General features: G+C 32.6%; 14 protein-coding genes. 1 reads left to right on the top strand and 13 read right to left on the bottom strand.

Translation table 11 applies throughout. The features are described 5' to 3' along the window. Positions 1-74 precede the first annotated feature (74 nt). From RF683_RS05975 to RF683_RS05915, 13 genes are all read right to left on the bottom strand, one after another. Positions 75-830: a shikimate dehydrogenase family protein gene (locus RF683_RS05975; RefSeq protein WP_309531429.1), complete on the bottom strand. Its 756-nt coding sequence runs from the start codon at positions 828-830 to the stop codon at positions 75-77. A gap of 8 nt (positions 831-838) precedes the next feature. Continuing rightward, positions 839-1,483 (bottom strand): VTT domain-containing protein, encoded by a 645-nt coding sequence (locus RF683_RS05970; protein ID WP_309531428.1) that lies wholly within the window; start codon positions 1,481-1,483, stop codon positions 839-841. A gap of 14 nt (positions 1,484-1,497) precedes the next feature. Continuing rightward, positions 1,498-2,892, bottom strand: a complete 1,395-nt coding sequence (locus RF683_RS05965; protein WP_309531427.1) for a tetratricopeptide repeat protein — start codon at positions 2,890-2,892, stop codon at positions 1,498-1,500. Between the two features lie 124 nt (positions 2,893-3,016). Beyond that, a complete protein-coding gene (locus tag RF683_RS05960; RefSeq protein WP_309531426.1) occupies positions 3,017-4,210 on the bottom strand; it encodes an aspartate aminotransferase family protein in 1,194 nt (397 codons plus the stop codon). Positions 4,211-4,249: 39 nt separating this feature from the next. Beyond that, a complete protein-coding gene (locus RF683_RS05955) occupies positions 4,250-5,980 on the bottom strand; it encodes an OstA-like protein (RefSeq protein WP_309531425.1) in 1,731 nt (576 codons plus the stop codon). A 101-nt stretch (positions 5,981-6,081) separates the two neighbouring features. Beyond that, positions 6,082-7,353, bottom strand: coding sequence for an adenylosuccinate synthase (locus RF683_RS05950; RefSeq protein WP_309531424.1), 1,272 nt, complete (start codon positions 7,351-7,353; stop codon positions 6,082-6,084). 32 nt (positions 7,354-7,385) lie between these two features. After that, positions 7,386-7,826 (bottom strand): Fur family transcriptional regulator, encoded by a 441-nt coding sequence (locus RF683_RS05945; protein ID WP_309531423.1) that lies wholly within the window; start codon positions 7,824-7,826, stop codon positions 7,386-7,388. Between the two features lie 93 nt (positions 7,827-7,919). Further along, positions 7,920-10,142: a RelA/SpoT family protein gene (locus RF683_RS05940; RefSeq protein WP_309531422.1), complete on the bottom strand. Its 2,223-nt coding sequence runs from the start codon at positions 10,140-10,142 to the stop codon at positions 7,920-7,922. A gap of 72 nt (positions 10,143-10,214) precedes the next feature. Beyond that, a complete protein-coding gene (locus tag RF683_RS05935; RefSeq protein WP_309531421.1) occupies positions 10,215-11,744 on the bottom strand; it encodes a serine hydrolase in 1,530 nt (509 codons plus the stop codon). 66 nt (positions 11,745-11,810) lie between these two features. Then, entirely contained in the window at positions 11,811-12,599 is a 789-nt protein-coding gene (locus RF683_RS05930) for a TrmH family RNA methyltransferase (protein ID WP_309531420.1), read from the bottom strand. A 486-nt stretch (positions 12,600-13,085) separates the two neighbouring features. Next, entirely contained in the window at positions 13,086-14,399 is a 1,314-nt protein-coding gene (locus RF683_RS05925) for an amidohydrolase family protein (RefSeq protein WP_309531419.1), read from the bottom strand. A gap of 111 nt (positions 14,400-14,510) precedes the next feature. Further along, positions 14,511-17,534 (bottom strand): amidohydrolase family protein, encoded by a 3,024-nt coding sequence (locus tag RF683_RS05920; RefSeq protein WP_309531418.1) that lies wholly within the window; start codon positions 17,532-17,534, stop codon positions 14,511-14,513. Positions 17,535-17,608: 74 nt separating this feature from the next. Further along, complete coding sequence (locus RF683_RS05915) at positions 17,609-19,399, bottom strand: T9SS type B sorting domain-containing protein (RefSeq protein WP_309531417.1); 1,791 nt, start codon at positions 19,397-19,399, stop codon at positions 17,609-17,611. 69 nt (positions 19,400-19,468) lie between these two features. Between RF683_RS05915 and RF683_RS05910 the strand changes: the two genes are divergently transcribed. Beyond that, a complete protein-coding gene (locus RF683_RS05910; RefSeq protein ID WP_309531416.1) occupies positions 19,469-20,446 on the top strand; it encodes a GNAT family N-acetyltransferase in 978 nt (325 codons plus the stop codon).

Here is a 20,446-nt window from a genome sequence, read left to right as displayed (position 1 = left end):
ATGTTTTTAAAGGTTCGAAGATACTAAAGCCTCATGTAAATTCAAAGAAAATGCTTGTTTTTAGCTATAAAAACTTATTTGTTCCAAATTTTCCATGCTTTTTCTGCCTGAAAGACAAGCATATCATAGCCATTTTTAATTTTTGCACCCTGTGCTTTGGCTTGTTTTAAAAAGTACGTTTGTTCCGGATTATACACTAAGTCAAAAGCAATGTGTTGGTCGGTAAACAGTTCATAAGGTAACAACGGACATTCTTTCATGTTAGGAAAGGTGCCTAGGGGAGTGGTATTAATAATAATTTGATAATCAGTAAAAACAGTTGCATCTAATTCGTTGTATCCAAATTGAAATTCGTTAGGGTTTCTACTGACAAAGTCATATTCTATTGCAAGTTTTCTTAAGGCAAAAGCTACGGCTTTACTAGCGCCACCTGTTCCTAAAATTAAGGCGCGTTTGTGGTGTTTTTTTAGTAAAGGTTTAAGTGCTTTTTTAAAACCATAATAATCGGTATTGTAGCCTTTGGTTTTTTTATTTTTTGAAATAGTGACGCAATTTACGGCGCCTATTTTTTGTGCTTTTTTATCTATTTTGTCTAAAAACGGAATAATGGCTTCTTTATAAGGTATCGTAACATTTAACCCTACAAGTCCTTTAGTAGTTGCTAGTAATTCGGGAAATTTATCGATGGTTAGCAAATCATAATTTTCATAATCACAATTTTCAAAAAAATTTTGAGTAAATTTTTCGGTAAAATATTTTTTAGAAAAAGAATGGCTGCTTTCTTTTGCTATAAGTCCAAATTGCCTTTGTTTTTTAACTTTTTTAGACATTTTAGTAATTACTTTTTGTTAAATTTTGTTTGAAAGAGTTTAACAAAAATAGGTAAAATAGAAAGTAAAACGATACCTAACACGACTTTTTCAAAATTGTTTTTCACGATTTCTATTTGGCCTAAAAAGTAGCCTAAAAACGTAATACTTGTAACCCAAATACATGCACCAAGTATGCAATTGAGAATATAGGTTTTATATTTCATGCTTCCCGCTCCTGCTACAAAAGGGGCAATTGTTCTAATAATGGGAACAAAACGGGCTAAGATTACTGCTTTTCCGCCATTTTTTTCAAAAAAAGCTTCGGTTTTTGTAATGTATTCTTTTTTAAGAAAAAGTATTTTCTTTTTTTCTTTGATGAGTTCACCAAATTTATGCCCTACAAAGTAATTTAAATTATCGCCTAATAAGGCAGCAAAAATGAGTAAGGGTATCAAAATGGCTATACTTAGTTTTCCAGTTGTTGCGGCAATAACCCCAATAGCAAATAACATAGAATCGCCAGGCAATAGAGGCATGATAACGAAACCCGTTTCTACAAAAACAACTAAAAATAAAATAAAATATATAAGGGTATTATACTGTTCAATTAACTCGTTGATGACGCTTAAAGGGTCTTTTAAAAAATGCAATAAAAAATCAATAAATTCCATAAAAAGGAGTGTATTTAAGGCTTATAATTTGTTAATATTGCTTGTATGCGTTCGTTTTTCCACACAAATGGAAACAAATCTTTTAAGATGTAATTTTTATGGTGGTCTATTTGCACGGCTTCAAGTAATTCTTTTTCAGCTACTTCTTCATTTAAAAGTGTACTGTTCAATCCAACTAATCTGTATAAAATTTCACTTTCGTTTGCATACAATTCCTTAGCTTGAGTTAGTATTTCAATAGCACCTTCCGTTTCGCCTAAAATATAAAGTACGTCACTCCAACATAAGAAATTATCTAATTCAACATCCCCGTTTTCGAAGGCTTTTCGGTAACCCACTTCGGCTTCTTCAAAGAAGCTTAAAAATTGGTTAATGTTCGCATATCTTCGCCAATATAACGGATTGTCGTTATCAATTCCTAATGCTTTGTTGACATAATACAATGCTTTTTGGTAATTTTTTTGACGAATGTAAAAATCTGTTAAGGCAATCCAAGCTTTATCTAATAAAGGATCTTCGTGTACTGTTTTTAAATAAAAGTTTAACGCTTCTTCTGTATTGCCTAATTTTTCAAAACACTTACCAATGCGCAATAAACTATACGAGGTAGGATCGTCTAATTCCATTGTAATCGTATAACATTCTATAGCCTCTTGATAGCGTTCTAATTTTTCAAGTGATTTTGCTTTTTCTAGATAAGCACCTAAAAAACCTTCATCAATTAAACAAGCATAATCAAATGCCCAAACGGCTTTTTCATAATTTTTTAAGGCATAATATTGGCGACCTAACTGATGCCAAGCCACTTCGCTGTATGGGTTATGATTGATGAATTTTTCTAAATATACGATTGCTTCAGCATTTTGATCTAAGAAATCAAAACAATATACCACATTATAAAGTGCCGAATAATCTTCATCATCTTGTTCTAAACATTTGATAAAATTTTCTTTGGCTAATTCTAAATTGTCCATGAATAAATATTCCATGCCTATCATAGAATATACATCTGCTTCATCATCTGTATATTTTAAAGCAAGAGTTAAATTTTCAATGGCTTTATCATGTTGGTCTCTTTTCGAACAAATATTAGCTCTTTGAATAAAGATTTCTTCGTTAGTGGGTTCTAAGGCATATAAGTCATTTAATAGTTTTTCTGCTTGATCTAGTTTATCTTCATAAATCAGCATTTCTACCTGAACTAATTTTAACCCAGACGATTTTGGATGTTGTTCTAACCCTAGTTTTAACGCTTTTTTTGCTAAATTCATTCGACCTGTATCCATATAATGCAGGATAATGTCTTCAAATTCTTCTGAGTCAAAGAAAAAAACTTTATTGGTCTTTAGCATTGATTCAAACTTCGAAAGTGACAGGCTATTTTCTTCTTCATCATGACTCATATTCATAGCAATTCGAGTTTAGTATTAATAGTACTAAAAGTAACTATTTAATGTTGCGCAATTTCCTTGCCAATTATTTGTTTTGAACAATTTAATTAACAAAGGAATAGCTAAAAAAAGGCAAGAATGATTACCGTTTTAGCTCTTCTTGTACTTCATTGAGCACATCTAGTAGTAAAGTGCAACCTTCTTCAATTTCTTCATTTGAAACGGTAAGCGGAGGAGTGATTCTAATGGCGCATCCTTCAAAAAGCAGCCAAAATAAGATTAAACCTCTCTTGTGACAACGTAAAATGACTTCGTTTGTGATTTCTGGACTATCAGTCATGGCGGCAAGCATTAAGCCTCTGCCTCGTATTTCTTTGATTAACGGATGCTGTAGTAACTTTCTAACTAATTGTTCTTTTTCTAACGTTTCTGCCATTAAATTGGTTTCGGTTACCTCTTGAAGGGTAGCTAAACAGGCAGCCGCAATGACAGGATGTCCGCCAAAGGTAGTAATGTGTCCAAGTTTTGGATCATGACTTAGTAAATCCATCATTTTTTCGGAGGCTGTAAATGCCCCTACAGGCATGCCGCCACCCATGCCTTTCCCCATAACCACTACATCTGGAATGACATCATAATTTTCAAATCCGAAAAGTTTTCCTGTACGACCAAATCCCGGTTGAATTTCGTCTAGTATCATGATAGCGCCTACTTCGTCACAGCGTTGTCTTATTTTTTTTAAAAAATCATTTTCAGGTTGAATGAATCCTGCACCACCTTGAATAGATTCTAAAATTATACCCGCTGTCTTAGTTGTAATTTTTTCTATGTCTGCTTCATTGTTGAAGGTAATAAAATCAACATCGGGAATTAAAGGTCTAAATATTTGTTTGCGTTCTTCAAAACCCATCACACTCATACTGCCCATCGTATTACCATGATAGGCATTAAAACAAGAGATTAATTGGCTTCTGCCCGTTACCCTGCGCGCTAATTTTAAGGCGCCTTCTGTTGCCTCTGTTCCTGAATTAACTAAATAGGTTTTCGTTAAGGGATAGGGCATATGTTGCGCCAATAGCTTACAAAATTCCGTAGCGGGGTGTTGAGCATATTCACCATATACCATCACGTGCGAATATTTGTCTAACTGATTTTTTATGGCTTCATTTACTCTTGGATGTTGATGTCCTAAGCTACAAGCCGATACACCTGCTACAAAATCTAAATAACGGTTGCCATCTGTGTCATAAATGTAGCTTCCTTTAGCATGAGAAATTTCCATAGCTAATGGATGTGGTGATGTTTGCGCTTGATAGGTGAAAAAATCGTTTAACATTGTTTTTAATTACGAGTTACGAAATATATGAATCACTTTTTACTTTTTACTTTTTACTTTTGTATTTTGGTCTTTTTCACTACTTTTTTTACCGTATTCTTTGGTTTCTTTTAAAACCTTCATAGGTTTTACGGTTTCTTTCTCTTTTTTAGAAGTATCTTCCTTTATTTTGGCATCTACTGCTTTTTCGTCTTCTGGAAATAGATCATCTTTTGTGTTTATTTTTTCATCTATTCGCCAAATAAAGCCTCTTAATTTCCTAGCATTTTCGGGATATTCTTTGTCGGGATATGTATCACTTTCAATTTTTTTAAATGAAGTTAATTCGACAATTTTATTATTCTCTAGTTTCATGTTTATACTACTTGAAACACCTTTGTCTATACCTACTAAATCGTTATTTTCATCATACATATAGTAGATTTTTTCCGTATTTTTTATGATATCTACTTCGTAGAGTTTATTGTCTTTTACTTTGCCATACAGAAATTGGCCTTTTACTTGATTATAGCCTGTTCCTATGGTGTCTTTTTCTACTAAAAAGGCATTGTTAAGGACTTTGATTGAATCCAATTGTTCGGTTTTGTTGTTGCCTATTAAATGAATTTCATCCCCTGTCATTTGATTTGAATTGTTCCAAATTACAGGTTTTCCAATAAGTTTTGTTAATGCCGTTTTATTGTTTGAATGAATAGAATCACATTTCCCACTCATATCTGACTTGTAAAATCTAACATTGTTGAAAGCTCTTATCGTCCGATCTTCAGCAGGTCCGGTTATTAGTATTTTTTTACCGTGTAGATGTAAAGAATCTTTACTTTTTTTATCTATTAATGTGGAAACTAATGCATGTTTAGTAATAAACATGGAATCTTTTTTTACACCTCCTATGTTTCGATAAACTTCGGCATAATGACCTCTTGCAATTAAATTATTGACAGTGTCTGTAATTTTAACATTATTGGTAGCTTTAGAAAAATTCTTTTTGCGGTCATAGTCTATAATGTCGCCTTCTATTTTTCTATTGTTATAGGTTATATTGGATTTGTCTTTTAATTTACCTACATCATTTTTAGTATCATAAAAACCATTTTCGGTGTAAATTACATCGTTTTTACTGGTAATTGTAGAAGGCCCAAACACATAAGCATGACCTGAATTATCATAAAAATCCAAGTTGTTTGTTTTTATAACGCATTGTGGATTAGTTACGGTTACGGCTGTTTTAAAGGTGTATTTTTTTTGATCGACATAGTACCTGCCAGATTTACTCTTTAAAACGTTTTCTTTGTTATAAATGGTTCCATAACTTCTGTAAAAGGCTTGTTGAATACTTCGGTCAAAAAAAACAGTATCTGTTACTAAATGTGAATCGGGTGAGCGCATATTTACATCTCCAGTGGCAAAGGCAAATTGTGTTTTTCCATTATATTCGGCATAGCGACTCGTCATGACGATACTATCGCCTTGGCTTAATCGTACATTTCCAAAGGCTTTTACATAATCTTCATCCGTAAAATGATAGGCTTTATTACAATTAATCAATACCCCTTTGTGTTCCACTTGTACATTACCTGTAAAAATAATGGCACCTGGTATTTCTACTTGATTTTTATCAATAAAATCAGAATGTAAAATTTTAATAGCATTAGGATTACTATTAGGTGCTACGGGAGTTGAATTTAGAACTTCTTTCTCTAGAATAACACCTTGTGAAAAGCTTATTCCAAAGAATAAAAGACTAAATAGGTTAAGTATGTACTTTTTCAAAATGGTAAATTTTGTTCAAATTTAAAGAAAATGTTGTAAAAGCAATTTTTCTTAAGATTTTTTTATAAATTAAAAATCCCACACATGGTGGGATTTTTGAATTATCGTGTAATAGTTTGTTTTCTATCGGGACCTACAGATACTACTTTAATGGGCACTTCTAATTCTTTTTCAATGAATTCGATGTAGGCTTTTAGTTCTGTTGGTAATTCATCATACGTTGTCATACCTGTTAAATCGGCTTGCCATCCTTTCATTTCTGTATAAATAGGTTCCACATTTTCGGGTTCAATATTGTATGGGAAATGTTTTAGGATTTCGCCGTTATAGTTGTAAGCGGTACAAACTTGTAATTTTGAAAATCCAGAAAGCACATCGCCTTTCATCATGTATAATTCGGTTACACCATTGATTTGAACGGCATATTTTAAAGCTACTAAGTCTAACCAACCACAACGTCTTGCACGCCCTGTAACAGAACCAAATTCGTTACCTACTTTAGCCATGGTTTGTCCGTCTTCGTCAAAAAGTTCTGTAGGGAATGGTCCGCTTCCTACACGAGTTGTATACGCTTTGAAAATACCAAAAACTTGTTTCACACGATTAGGTGCAATACCCAAACCTGTACAGGCTCCAGCTGCTGTTGTATTTGAAGAAGTAACAAAAGGATAGGTTCCAAAGTCTACATCCAATAAAGAGCCTTGAGCGCCTTCGGCTAAAATGGTTTTTCCTTCTTTAAGAGATTTGTTTAAGAATTCTTCAGAATCTATAAAAGTTAGTTTTTTCAATTCTTCAACAGCCGTAAAAAATTCATCTTCCATTTCACGTAAATTGTATTGTAAATCTACGTCATAGAATTTTATCATGGCTTCATGTTTATCGGCTAAAGAACGGTATCTTTCTTGAAAATCGGCTAATTCAATATCGCCAATTCGCAATCCATTTCTACCTGTTTTATCCATATATGTTGGTCCAATTCCTTTAAGCGTTGAACCAATTTTTGCTTTTCCTTTTGCGACTTCAGAGGCAGCGTCTAATAGGCGATGCGTAGGCAAAATTAAATGTGCTTTTCTTGATAAAAGTAATTTAGACTGAATGTCGATGTTAAATTTTTGAAGTCCTTCTATTTCTTTTTGGAAAACTACAGGGTCCATAACGACACCATTTCCAATAATATTCACATTGTTTTTATGAAATATTCCAGAAGGAATAGTTCGTAATACGTGTTTGATGCCGTCAAATTCTAAAGTGTGTCCTGCATTGGGTCCGCCTTGAAATCGGGCAATAATGTCATATTTTGAAGTTAGTACATCGACGATTTTTCCTTTTCCTTCGTCACCCCATTGTAATCCAAGTAGTAAGTCTACAGTCATGCTGTTGTTGTTTGTTGTTTATGATTTATTTGCTAGTTTTTATTTTTTGTACCATAGAAATAAAGCGAATGGGTGTCAATTTTGATACCAAAAAGTTCTTCCATAGTTTGTTTAATCTGTTGAATGCGAGGATCGCAAAATTCAATTACTTCCCCTGTATCCGTTAAGATAATATGGTCGTGTTGTTTGTCAAAATAAGATTTCTCATAATGGGCTTGATTTTGCCCAAACTGATGCCTTCTTACAAGTTTACAATCTAAAAGTAATTCAATGGTATTGTAAAGCGTAGCCCTACTTACACGGTAGTTTTTATTTTTCATTTTGATATATAATGATTCAATATCAAAATGTTCTTGATTTTCATATATTTCCTGAAGAATGGCATAGCGTTCAGGGGTTTTTCTATGACCTTTTTCTTCTAAGTACTTTGTAAAAACATTTTTTACAATTTCTTGATTTTGATTGTTTTCCATTTGGAATAAATGTAATAATTACAAAGGTAACGTAATATTAGAAGTTTACAGAATGAAGTTATTAGTTTTTTTCAACAATATTCTAACAAACTATTAGGCTTGGTATACCCGAGTTACTTTGTCAATACCATCTACTTTTTTTATGTTTTCAATTAATTTTTTCAAAATGGTATTATTTTGTACGACAACAGTAACTTGACCATAAAATATACCCGCTTCCGAACTTAGGCTGATGCTTTGAATGTTGACATGCATTTGATTTGAAATGACTTTTGTAAGTTCATTTGTCAAACCTAAAATATCCATACCTGTAATTTTCAATGTAGCTTTAAAATCTTCTTGGCTAGAATCAATCCATTTTGCCGCAATAATTCGGTACGCAAAATTTGATTGCATGCTAATGGCATTTGGACAATCTGTTTTGTGAACTTTTATGCCCTCGTTTATGGTAACAAAACCAAAAACGGTATCACCAGGAATAGGATTACAGCAAGGCGAAAGTTTGTAGTCTAGTTTGTCCTGTTCTGCACCAAAAACTAATAAATCATACTTTTTACTGATTTCATTTTTTTGAATTTTATCCTCATCTATGGATGATTTACGGGTAATAGTTTTTTTGAAAAAGTTAACTAATGTATTACTCTTTAATGCAGCAAAATCTCTTAATTGTTGATTGTTTATGGCACCTATACCCACTCGGTAAAATAAATCTAAACTTGTTTGTAGTTTAAAATAATTAACTAATTCGTTTAGTGTTTGTTCGTTAAAATTGATTTTTAAGTGTTTCAATTTTCTAACCAATACTTCTTTTCCGTCTTCGCCAATTTTTTTAATGTTTTCGTTTAATACATTTTTAATCTTGGTTTTAGCACGGGAAGTGGTTACATAGTCAAGCCATTGAGCGTTTGGTTTTTGATTTGGAGACGTAATTATTTCTACTTGATCACCGCTGTTAAGTACATGATTTAGAGGAACTAACTTGCCATTTACTTTTGTTCCTCTTGTTTTTACACCTATTTCAGAGTGAATGCTAAACGCAAAATCTAATGAAGTAGCTCCTTTTGGAAGCGATTTAATTTCTCCTTTTGGTGTAAATACATAGATTTCTTTAGCATATAAGTTGAGTTTGAAATCTTCAACAAAATCGACCGCATTTGTATTTGCATTTTCTAAAGCTTCTTTTAGCTGGTTTAGCCAAAGTTCTAAGCCATGTTCTTCAGATGATTCACCATTTTTATATTTGTAGTGTGCAGCATAGCCTTTTTCTGCGACTTCGTCCATACGCTCGCTACGCACTTGAATTTCTACCCAACGCCCTTTTGGCCCCATCACTGTCACGTGAAGTGCTTCGTAGCCAGAGGATTTTGGAGAAGAAATCCAATCTCTTAAACGGCTAGGACTAGGACGGTAATGGTCTGTAATGACAGAATAAATTTTCCAAGCTAAGAATTTTTCATCATGTTCATTAGATTTGTAAATAATACGAAGTGCAAATTTGTCGTAAACTTCATCAAAAGTAACGCCTTGAACTTTCATTTTTCGTCTAATAGAATAAATCGATTTTGGACGGCCTTTAATGATAAATTCAATGCCTTCTTCTTTTAAAGAATTACTTAAAATTTCGGATATGGATTGAATATATGCGTCTTGTTCTTCTTTAGTTTCTTTAATTTTACTAACAATAGAGGTGTATACTTCAGGCTCGGTGTATTTTAAACTTAAATCTTCTAATTGTGTTTTAATGTTGTACAGGCCTAAACGATGGGCTAGGGGAGCATAAATGTATAATGTTTCCGAAGCAATTTTAGCTTGTTTGTAATCGGCCATGCCTTCCATCGTTTGCATATTGTGCAATCTATCGGCAATTTTTATTAGAATAACACGCACATCGTCATGAAGCGTTAAGAGCATTTTTCTGAAATTTTCTGCTTGTAGCGAAATTTCTTGATCTTTTTTTATTCTTGGAATTTTTGTTAATCCTTCGACAATTTGTGCAATTTTAGGATTAAACATTTTTTCTATGTCTGCAATTGTGATTTCGGTATCTTCCACAACATCATGCATGAGTGCAGCTGCAATAGCGGTTGCGCCTAGACCTATTTGCGAAGCTACTATTTTAGCCACAGCTATAGGATGAAAAATATAGGCTTCCCCAGACTTTCTACGCTGTTCTTTATGCGCATCTACGGCTACATCAAATGCCTTTCGAATTAGTTTTTTATCTTCATCAGTTAATGTTTGATAACTAATTCGTAATAATTCTTTGTATTCTTGAGCAATAGCTTTATTTTCTGCTTCTAAATCAATCTCAGTCATAATCAAATTTTGTGGCACATAAAAATACTATTTAATATTTAGATATCAAAAAAATTTACTAATCCCTTTAAATTATTGTTTAGTGAAATCCAAATCTTGAAAATCATAACTAAAATCAGTTAATTCAGAAATTGCTGCCATTTTGATGTTTCTATTATTATCTGAAAACGTAATTAAAGCATCGGCATTAAAACTACGATTGAACCATTTTACGGCAAATGTATTGTCCTTGTAAAAGAAAATTTCACCAGCCAATTGCGGCGAACGTTCTGAATTAAAATACATTTTTCCTTTTTTCTCAGAAATGATGATGTTTCCAAACCAATTATCTTTATAAGTTCCCGTGAAATTTTTAGCTTCAATTTTTACTTTGTTTTTTTTATTTTCTTCAATTTTTGCCCAAACTTCTGTCGTTACTTTGTCTGCTTTTGCAACGTTGTCTTTTTCTCTTTGGCTATACATTGTTACATAATCTTTGTACTCTATCTTTAAAAAAGCATCTTTAATAGTATTTGTAATGGCATTAAAAGCGGCACCCGATTGCTGATTGGTTAGTACAACAATGCCTAAGTTTAATTCGGGAAGGAGCGTTACTTGCGTTACAATTCCTTCTAATCCGCCAGTATGTGTAACTTGTTTATACCCTTTAACATCACTTAAAAACCAACCTAATCCATAACCTGAAAAATGTGTAAAATAGGGTTCTCTGGTTTTTGCAGGAATAATGGTTTGTAACTGCCACATTTCATTATGTTGTGCTTCTGAAAAAAGTCTGAATTGTTTTTCAGAACCATATTTTCCTTGTTGCAATTGCATAATCATCCATTTACTCATGTCGTTTACAGAAGAATAAATTCCAGCAGCAGCATCAAATGATTGATTTTTATATCGTGAAATAACTTTTAGTTTTCCGTCTGTTGGCACATGAGGATCAACAATATTTGTGGTATCTTTTAAACGAACAAAAGAACCAGCACTAGTATTCATTTCTAAAGGTTTCATGATTTTTGTTTCTATAAAATCACACCATGACAAACCACTTACTTTTTCTATAACTTCACCTGCTACGATATATAACAAATTATCATAATCATATTTAGTTCTAAAAGATGAAACGGGTTTTAGGTATTGTAAATTTTCAATAATGTCTTTAGGTTTAAAATTTCCCCCATCAGGCCAAATCATTAAATCACCTGCACCTAATCCAAGACCACTTCTGTGTGTAACCAAGTCGCGTACAGTAAATTCATTTGTAACATAGTCGGTATACATTTTAAAATTAGGCAAGTATTTACTTACTTTATCATCCCAATTCATTTTACCTTCGTCAACTAGCATGGCTATGGCAGCAGTTGTAAATGCTTTACTATTTGAAGCTACTCCAAAAAGGGTGTTTCCATCTACTTTATCTTTTTTAAGTATGGATTTTACTCCGTATCCTTTACTATGAATGATTTTACCGTCTTTTACAACCGCAACCGCAACTCCTGGAACGTTAAATGCTTTTAGTGTATTTTCTGCCACTTCATCAATTTGCTTTTCGGTTATTTGTGAAAACGCTGTGAATGAAGTCAATAAGGCTATTAAAAGTGTTTTTTTCATTTGTTTATTTTTTGTTTCAAGTTTCAGGTTTCAGGTTTCAAGTTTCAGGTTTCAGGTTTTTTGTTTTTAAAATCCACGCTGTCTTTTAGCTTCGAATACTAAAATGGCAGCCGCTACCGAAACGTTCATCGAGTCAATAACGCCTTGCATGGGAATGTTGATATTTTTAGTGGCGTTTTGTCGCCAAATTTCGGTAATTCCTGTGGCTTCTGTTCCAACGACTAAAGCGCTAGATTCGTTATAATTTTGTGTGTGATACGTGGCTGAATCTTGTAAGGTGGCACAATAAATATTGATATTGTTTTCTTTTAAAAAAGCGATCGCTTCTTCTGAAGTGGCGACTGCAATTTGACGTGTAAACAGACACCCTACACTCGAACGTACAATATTTGGATTATACATATCCGATTTTGGATTGGCAATAATAACGGCATCAATATTAGCTGCATCGGCTGTTCGTAATAAAGCGCCTAGATTTCCTGGTTTTTCTAATCCTTCTGCGACTAAAATCAATGGGTTTTTGCCTACTTTTAAATCGGATAATTGTAAGGGTTTTGATTTAGCAATGGCGATAATTCCTTCGGTTGTATCGCGATAGGCAATTTTTTGATACACGTCTTTAGAAACTTCAATTTTCAGATCTTCAGCTATTTGAATTTTCAGCTTTTCAGCTTTTCCTGATAATTCTGGACAAAAAAGTAATGTTTCTACTTCGTAACCACCTTTTATAGCTAATTCAATTTCACGCTGCCCTTCAATTACAAATAAGCCCAATTGTTTTCTTACTTTGGCTTTGTCTTGCAATTGAATTAATTGTTTGATGAAAGGGTTTTGAACGGAAGATATTTGTTTCATTGTGAGTGACTAAGTTGCTTGAAATAATAGTTTCAAAGATAAAATAAATATATTACATCACTTAAAAATGTTAAGGTTGGAGGGTAATAATTTATCTAATCTACTTAATAAAAACGGTGTCATTGCTATAGCTATTAAATTACAAAAAAATGAATAGTCAATAAATAAGTCCCAAACATCAAAAATTAAACTTAAAATAATTGATATGAAAATAAAAACAGATGAATTTGTAATTGTAAAAAATCTTACATTGTAAATTTCTATAAAAAAATAAATTATTATTAGAAGCCAATAATAATAGATTACACGCATTACATTTAAAAAAAAGATAAGCTCTATAGAATAATAATTACTGAAAAGAAAATAACTTATAGAGTATATTAAAGCTGCAAATAAAGTTTCAAAAAGCCACATAATAATTAATACTCTTAAAATATTTAGTAATTTAGTAATTTTGTTCATATAAGAATATTTAATTATTTGTATTTATTTTTTCTCGTCACTTTTCACTTCTTGACTCTCATACTTTTCTTTATATCTTTTATACAATTCAGTTTGATGACTTTCCAAGCTAATTTGTCTACCATCTATAAAGGCGTGTGTAATTAAATTGGTCTTCATATCCAATGCATCTCCAGCAGATATAAATAGGGTAGCGCTTTTTCCGGTTTCTAATGTCCCATATGAGTCATCTATACCAAGTATTTTAGCGGTGTTTGAAGTAATTAGTTTTAGCGCATCTTCTTTAGACATTCCCCAAGCAGCACAACTACCGGCATAAAAAGGAATGTTTCTTACTTGCATGCGTTCCATGTCTCCTGAGTTTTCTAATCCTACTAATACATTTTTTTGCATTAATAATGATGCGTTTTTATAAGGTAAATTTACATCTTCGTCTTCAGACATAGGTAAATCATGAATTCGTCTTAGCAAAACACTTACGTTTGCTTCTTTAAGTAAATCGGCTACTTTGTATGCATAGTATCCACCAACAAGTACAACTTTTTGTATATTATTTTTCTTTTTAAATAGTAAAATATCTTGTATTTCTTTTTCGCCATTTGCAGTAACAAACAATGTTTTTGTTCCGTCTTGTAAACCGTTCATGGCTTCATAAGGAATATCTTTTACCTCTTTGTTTGATTGTAAATAAGCATATGCATTATCAAAAAAGTCTTGTATTTCTTTTACTTGTTCTGCATATTTTTTATTTGGCTCAATACCACCTGGCTCGGCCCACCAGCCTAAACGAGCATAACTATTTGGCCAACGCATATGAATGCCGTCATTTTCTTTTATAACAGCATCTTCCCAATTCCAAGCGTCTAACTGAACGATAGAGGACGTACCCGCAATTCTTCCACCTCTTGGGGTGATTTGTGCCAATAAAACGCCATTAGGTCTTGCCGTTTCGGTTACTTTAGATTCTGTATTGTAAGCAATAATACTTCGTATATGTGGATTAAAACTTCCGACTTCGCTTTCATCATCGGAAGCTCTCACGGCATCAATTTCTACAAGTCCTAGGGTTGAATTGGGAGCAATAAAGCCCGGATATATATGTTTACCATTTGCTTCAATAACTAAATCGTGTTTAGCAGGTTTCGCTAATGTTCCATCTGCCACATACATGATTTTTCCATTTTGAATAGAAATTAAGGCATTTTCTTGAATTTTTCCATTGCCTAAATGGGCTGTGCCGCCCATTATTAAGATGCTTTTTGTTTGCTTAGGTGCTGGGGTTTGCTGAGCAAATCCTAGTGCAGTAAGTATATTTAGAAAGAAAATTATTTTTTTCATATATGTAAAATTTTATTTGTAAGAGGTCATATATGTTATCGCCTTTTTATTTATCTGTGTTTGTTTGCGCAAAATTTTTGTTAATGGCGATTTCATAGCTGTATTTTAGTATTAATTGTATTTATAATGCGTTTCTTTGCATCTGTCGCCTAAGGTATCACAATGGTAATGCCCTGTTGATTTTTTCTTAGGTTCTTGTGTTTTTAATCCTTTATTTTTTGCGTCAAGCATTAAATTAATTAATTCATTTCTTTCTTTTTGAACGGCTTCATTTTTACTTGCTTCTTGTTCGATGTCATAAAACACAATCCCTTCTATAACTGTTTTTTCAGCTTTTGCATAAATGGATAAAGGATTAGTTGACCAAAGTACCACATCAGCATCTTTACCCACTTTAATACTACCTACACGATCATCTACTTGTAATAATTTTGCTGGGTTTAAGGTCACAAAATTCCAAGCGGTTTCTTCAGAAATGTTACCATATTTTACTGTTTTAGCAGCTTCTTGGTTTAATCGGCGTGACATTTCTGCATCATCTGAATTAATAGAAACCGTTACTCCCTCTTTATTCATTAAAGCGGCATTATGAGGTATGGCATCATTTACTTCAAATTTGTAAGCCCACCAGTCGGCAAATGTAGAGCCACCCACACCATGTGCAGCCATTTTATCAGCTAATTTATATCCTTCTAAAATATGTGTAAAAGTTTTGATTTGAAAGCCATATTTATTTGCCACTTTCATTAACATATTGATTTCAGATTGCACATAGGAATGGCAAGTGATGAAACGTTTTTTATTTAGAATTTGTGCCAATACTTCAAGCTCAATGTCAAATCTTGGAATTGTTTTTGTTTTTTTAGTTTTATAATCAGCCCATTCTTTTTGATAAGCTATAGCTCTTGAAAAATAATCTTCATAGACTTGTTCAACTCCCATTCTTGATTGCGGGAATCGCAAACGTGCATAGTCGCCCCAATTGGATTGTTTTACATTTTCACCTAATGCAAATTTGATGTATTTAGGCGCGTCTTTAACCAGCATTTCTTCAGGTGCATAGCCCCATTTTAATTTGATAAATGCGGCACGACCACCAATTGGGTTTGCTGAGCCGTGTAATAAATTAGCCGACGTAACGCCTCCAGCTAGATTTCTATATATATTGCTGTCTTCAGAATTTATAACGTCTTCAATGGTTACTTCAGCAGAAGAATTTTGCCCACCTTCATTCACCCCGTTAGAAATAGCAATATGCGAATGCTCGTCTATAATTCCTGCGGTTAAATGTTTGCCTGTTGCATCAATAATTCGTGCATTGGTCACTAGATTTTTACCAATTTTGGTAATCTTTCCATTTTCAATAAGAACATCTGTTTCTTGTAGTATTCCTTCTTTTTCGCCTGTCCAAACGGTAGCGTTTTTAAATAAAAGTGTTTCTTGTTTTGGTTTTTGAACATTTCCAAAAGCAATGTTTGGATAGGTTAATTCGAAAAACTTAGTTGTTAATTGATTGGTGTCTTTTTTGGCTTCTTCTTTTTTGTTTTCAACTTTTTTAGGTGTTGCTTCCCAAATTCCTTCTAAACCATTTTCTAAAATAGCTTTTCCAGATAAGCCTATCTCGTTTTTGATTCCAGTTAGTCTTATGAATTTATTGCTTATTGTGTCTTTTGATTTAATAACAAGCGTTACCCAAGGTTCTGTGTATGAAATTTTAGTACCATATACTAAACTCCCTTGCGAAATTTTAGCATCTGGTTTATTTGTGTCGCCTTCAATTGTAAAATCATATGTATTTTTTCCTTCAGAAGATGTAATTGTAAGTTCATACGCCCCTTTTATTTCTAAAGGATTAATTTTCTCAATAGCATATCTATTGCCTTGAACCCAGTTTTCAATTACTGTTGTTTTTTCATCAAATAAGTCGCCTGAAGTTATGATGAAATTAGCTAAATTTCCTTTCTTCAAACTGCCTAAAAGGGTTTGTTTGGCCCAATTTGCAGGAATTTCTGTTAAAGCCGCTAAAGCTTTTTCTTTAGGTAAGCCCAATGAAACGGCTTTGCGTAAATTGGTTAAAAAGTCTTTAGGGCTTTTTAAATCGGCACTTGTAATACTAAATGAAATGCCATTGTCGTTTAATAGTTTTAAGTTGTAAGGTGCTTGATTCCAAAAGCGCATATCACCAAGAGCTACTTGTAAAGCTAAATTAGGATCAGAAACGTCATAAGCTTCTGGAAATTTAATTGGAATAATGAAATTTGCATTTGTTTTTTTAATTTCATTAATGCGTTCAAATTCGTTGCCACTTCCTTTAATAATATACTTTATCGTAAATTCGTCTCCTATTTTAGCTGCTCGTAAAGCATTTAATTTATCCCCGGCATTAAATATTTGAAGTAAAGTTTTATTTTCATTAAAGGCTTCTAACGTAAAATCTTTAGTTTTAGAGCCACCTTTTGCATACCAGTCTGCATCATGATAAAATTGACGTAATAATGCCATGCTTCCCATTAAAGATGAAGGGTAGGACTGATTTGAGTAACTACTTCTGTTAAATGTGAAATGTTGTGAAATTTTCTTATTTACGATACGTGTTGCATTACTTTCATTATCATTTAATGTCCACAATACTCCAGTTCCCGCTACAACACCATCGTTTAAATGACTAAGTACAGTACCAAAACCAATTTCTCTAAGTTCTTTAGCGGTTTTATCATCATAAGCCAAATTTTGATAGGCATTAAAATCTGCTCGTATATGGTCATTCCAATAATAACCATTGCGTTCAGAATTGTATTGTGGTGCAGGTCCTGAATTGCTTTTTTTCTGTTGTTTGTTTATACCAAATTCAGAATATAAATCGATAAATGAGGCATAAATAAATTTACCCGTTACATCTATAATTTTTGTGTCTTTTGGCAATGTGATAGCTGTACCAATATCAATGATTTTATCATCTTTCAGTAAGAGTGTTGCGTTTTCTATTTTTTGCGTGGAAGAACTATAAATAGTGGCATGGGTTAGTGCTATATAACTTTTAAATGTTTGTTTTACACCTTCGTTTTTTGGAAAGTAATCTTGTGCGAGTGCATGTTGAAAACAGACTAAAACGAATACTAATTTCAATACTTTCATCGATTTGTATTTTAATTGTTACAGGTTAATTTTTTTAATGTTGCGATAAATATATGAATTTTAAGAATGCTTTATTATCTTTTTAATAAAAGTGAGCCATTTATTGCATTTGGATAATCAGGATCGTTAAGGTATAAAATGTAAAAATAGGTACCGCCTGGAGCTAAATCACTTCCTACACCATTTTCTATTCTTCCATCCCAATCGGGTTTATTTTGGTTGCCAGTCCAAATTAGTTTTCCCCAACGGTTGTATATTTCTAATTTAAAATTCACAAAAATATTGCGTAAACCTGAAATGTAGAACGTTTCGTTTAATTCATCATTATTTGGAGAAACGGCATTAAATATTTCAGGAGGACAATTTTTAGTTTTGAGAATAAAAGATGTAATTGAATAACAGTTAGTGGCATTATTCAGTCTAATCCAAATGATTTTTGGAGTTGTTTGCGCTTCGTAGAAGGTGAAATTTGAAATAGAATTAGTACCAACTAAGGCATCATTTTCTGTTTCATAAAAAGAAACTGTATCGGTTGCATTCACTTTTACCAAATCTTCATATTCTGAAAAATCAAAATATCCTCTAGTGAATCCAAGATTACAAGAAACTAAATCTTCAAGTGGGTTAAACTGGGGTGAGGTTAGTAGTGTAATAGGGTAGGTAAATGAGTTGTTGTTTTCTAAAATTTCGGTTACGATTCCTATATGGTTTCCTGTATCGTCCACAACAGCTACTAAATTAAATTGCAGAGGAATAGAAGCAGGAATTGTAAGTGTAATTATTCCTGTCTCTGATCCATCTATTGGAATATTATTTTGGGTATAAGTAGTTCCAACAGCTATACCATTTGCGTAAAAGGTAATGGGTGTTTGAGCTGGTAAAAAATTGGTGCAATTCGTGTTAAATACTTCATAGTCAATAGAAATTGTTCTAGAGTTGCAAGTAAGCGTGTTGTCAGTGATTTGAATGGTGGCATCGGGCAGTTGACTATTTAATTTTGTAACAATTGTATTGATCATCACATAATCTTGACCAGAAGTAAGTTGAATTAATGCTGAAGTATCACCTATATTGATGTTATTTTGAATACTATATATGTCCAAGTCCATATTGTATAGGGTATTCGAATTTGTAACAGAGTTAGTTCCGTTAAATGCATTGTTGGCAGGATTTAAGGGAGGGTTGCTAATGATGTTTCCATTTATCCTAAGGGTTTCATTTACGGCTAAACCTGAATCGCCTTCCCAAGCTATAAAGCCAATTTTAGCATTTTGATTGTCAATTACATTTAAGGCGTTTAATGGCACATCGAGGTTGTTTTGCAATTGTGAAACCACTTGTAAACCGTCATACACATTTAATTGATTAAGTGGTAAGTTCGTGTTTTTGTAAACTACAACAATAGCCCAACCTGCAAAATTTGTTTTATTTTGAAAGTGAAAATTAATAAAAGAAGAAACATCTAAGTCGGAAAGGGTATAGGTACCATTACCTTGTGTTTGGACTAAAGAGGTAACATCGGCAAATGCACTAAAAAAATTAAAGACAAATCCTTGATTAAGTATATTGGTAAAGGTTCTCGAAGCGGTTATGTCTGTGCCGTTTAATTTTACATCAAAATCCCCCGTTCCACAGCCTGCCCAATATAAATACGCTTTTTCAATTACATCGCCACTACCTAAATTTAATGAAGCTGATGAAGTTGTAAATACGGAAGGGCTTGTTTGAAACGAATTCTCAGAGGGATTCAACGTATTGCCTACAAATGTAAAGTCATATCTTCCGTTAAATTGATGGTACAACGTAATGTTTTGACCCCAAATGAAGTTGAAAAAAAAGATAAACGGAATAATTTTTTTAAACATAATTGTATAAATACGCAATAATATTTTACTAAAGTAAGTTTTTTTACTAATTTTCCAAAGTTTTTAAGAATGGAACGTATTAAAATTATAAAATACACGTCAGATTATTATCAGCAATGGAACGATTTTGTAGCCCACTCCAAAAATGCTACGTTTTTATTTCATCGTGATTTTATGCAATATCACCAAAATCGCTTTGAAGATTATTCGTTGTTGGTTTTTCAAGATGAAAAATTAATTGCCTTATTTCCTGCAAATAAAGTAGACCAACTAATTTATTCACATCAAGGTTTAACGTATGGCGGAATAGTAGTTGATTATGCTATTCGTCTTGATAAATTTATAGCTGTTTTTCAAGCCGTTTTAGCTTTTTATGAATCGATAGGCATTCAAAGTATCCAAGTAAAAATAATACCGACTATTTATACTTCTTTTCCATCGGAAGAATTGAACTATTGTTGCTTTTTAGCTGATGCCAAATTACTTAAAACAGATACCTTAGCAGTCATTGATTTATCAACTGATTTTAGTATTCTAAAAAACAGAATGGAAGGGGTGAATAGAGGTGTTAAACATGGTTTAATAGTAAAAGAAACAGGCAGTTTTGATGCGTTTTGGAATGAAATATTACTTCCAAATTTAGCCGAAAAACATAAAAAAGAACCGGTTCATTCGCTAGAAGAAATTACGTATTTGAAAGCTAAGTTCCCAAACCAAATTAGACAGTTTAATGTCTATTTTCAAAATCAATTGGTTGCGGGTACAACTATTTTTGAGTCAGATTTTGTAGCTCATTCACAATATATTGCATCAAATTCCACTAAAAATGAGTTAGGTAGCTTAGATTTTTTACATCATTACTTGCTAACAGAAGTTTTTACAACCAAAAAGTTTTTTGATTTTGGAATTTCTAATGAATGGGCAGGAAGAAAATTAAATCAAGGCCTACATTATTGGAAAGAAAGCTTTGGGGCGCGAACCGTTGTTCAGGAAGTATATGCTATAGCAACAAATAAACATATAAATTGTAATGAAGTACTCCTTTAA

Origin of the sequence: Flavobacterium sp. 20NA77.7 (assembly GCF_031326205.1) — a bacterium.
Taxonomy (GTDB): domain Bacteria; phylum Bacteroidota; class Bacteroidia; order Flavobacteriales; family Flavobacteriaceae; genus Flavobacterium; species Flavobacterium nakdongensis.
Note: the sequence above shows the minus strand (reverse complement) of the source record. Positions and strands in the feature narration are given on the sequence as shown.

Bases quoted from the DNA above. Each gene is read 5' to 3' on its own strand.
- RF683_RS05920 (WP_309531418.1), bottom strand. From the start codon at position 17,534: ATGAAAGTATTGAAATTAGTATTCGTTTTAGTCTGTTTTCAACATGCA.
- RF683_RS05925 (WP_309531419.1), bottom strand. From the start codon at position 14,399: ATGAAAAAAATAATTTTCTTTCTAAATATACTTACTGCACTAGGATTT.
- RF683_RS05915 (WP_309531417.1), bottom strand. From the start codon at position 19,399: ATGTTTAAAAAAATTATTCCGTTTATCTTTTTTTTCAACTTCATTTGG.
- RF683_RS05910 (WP_309531416.1), top strand. From the start codon at position 19,469: ATGGAACGTATTAAAATTATAAAATACACGTCAGATTATTATCAGCAA.
- RF683_RS05935 (WP_309531421.1), bottom strand. From the start codon at position 11,744: ATGAAAAAAACACTTTTAATAGCCTTATTGACTTCATTCACAGCGTTT.
- RF683_RS05965 (WP_309531427.1), bottom strand. From the start codon at position 2,892: ATGAATATGAGTCATGATGAAGAAGAAAATAGCCTGTCACTTTCGAAG.
- RF683_RS05960 (WP_309531426.1), bottom strand. From the start codon at position 4,210: ATGTTAAACGATTTTTTCACCTATCAAGCGCAAACATCACCACATCCA.
- RF683_RS05950 (WP_309531424.1), bottom strand. From the start codon at position 7,353: ATGACTGTAGACTTACTACTTGGATTACAATGGGGTGACGAAGGAAAA.
- RF683_RS05940 (WP_309531422.1), bottom strand. From the start codon at position 10,142: ATGACTGAGATTGATTTAGAAGCAGAAAATAAAGCTATTGCTCAAGAA.
- RF683_RS05930 (WP_309531420.1), bottom strand. From the start codon at position 12,599: ATGAAACAAATATCTTCCGTTCAAAACCCTTTCATCAAACAATTAATT.
- RF683_RS05970 (WP_309531428.1), bottom strand. From the start codon at position 1,483: ATGGAATTTATTGATTTTTTATTGCATTTTTTAAAAGACCCTTTAAGC.
- RF683_RS05975 (WP_309531429.1), bottom strand. From the start codon at position 830: ATGTCTAAAAAAGTTAAAAAACAAAGGCAATTTGGACTTATAGCAAAA.
- RF683_RS05945 (WP_309531423.1), bottom strand. From the start codon at position 7,826: ATGGAAAACAATCAAAATCAAGAAATTGTAAAAAATGTTTTTACAAAG.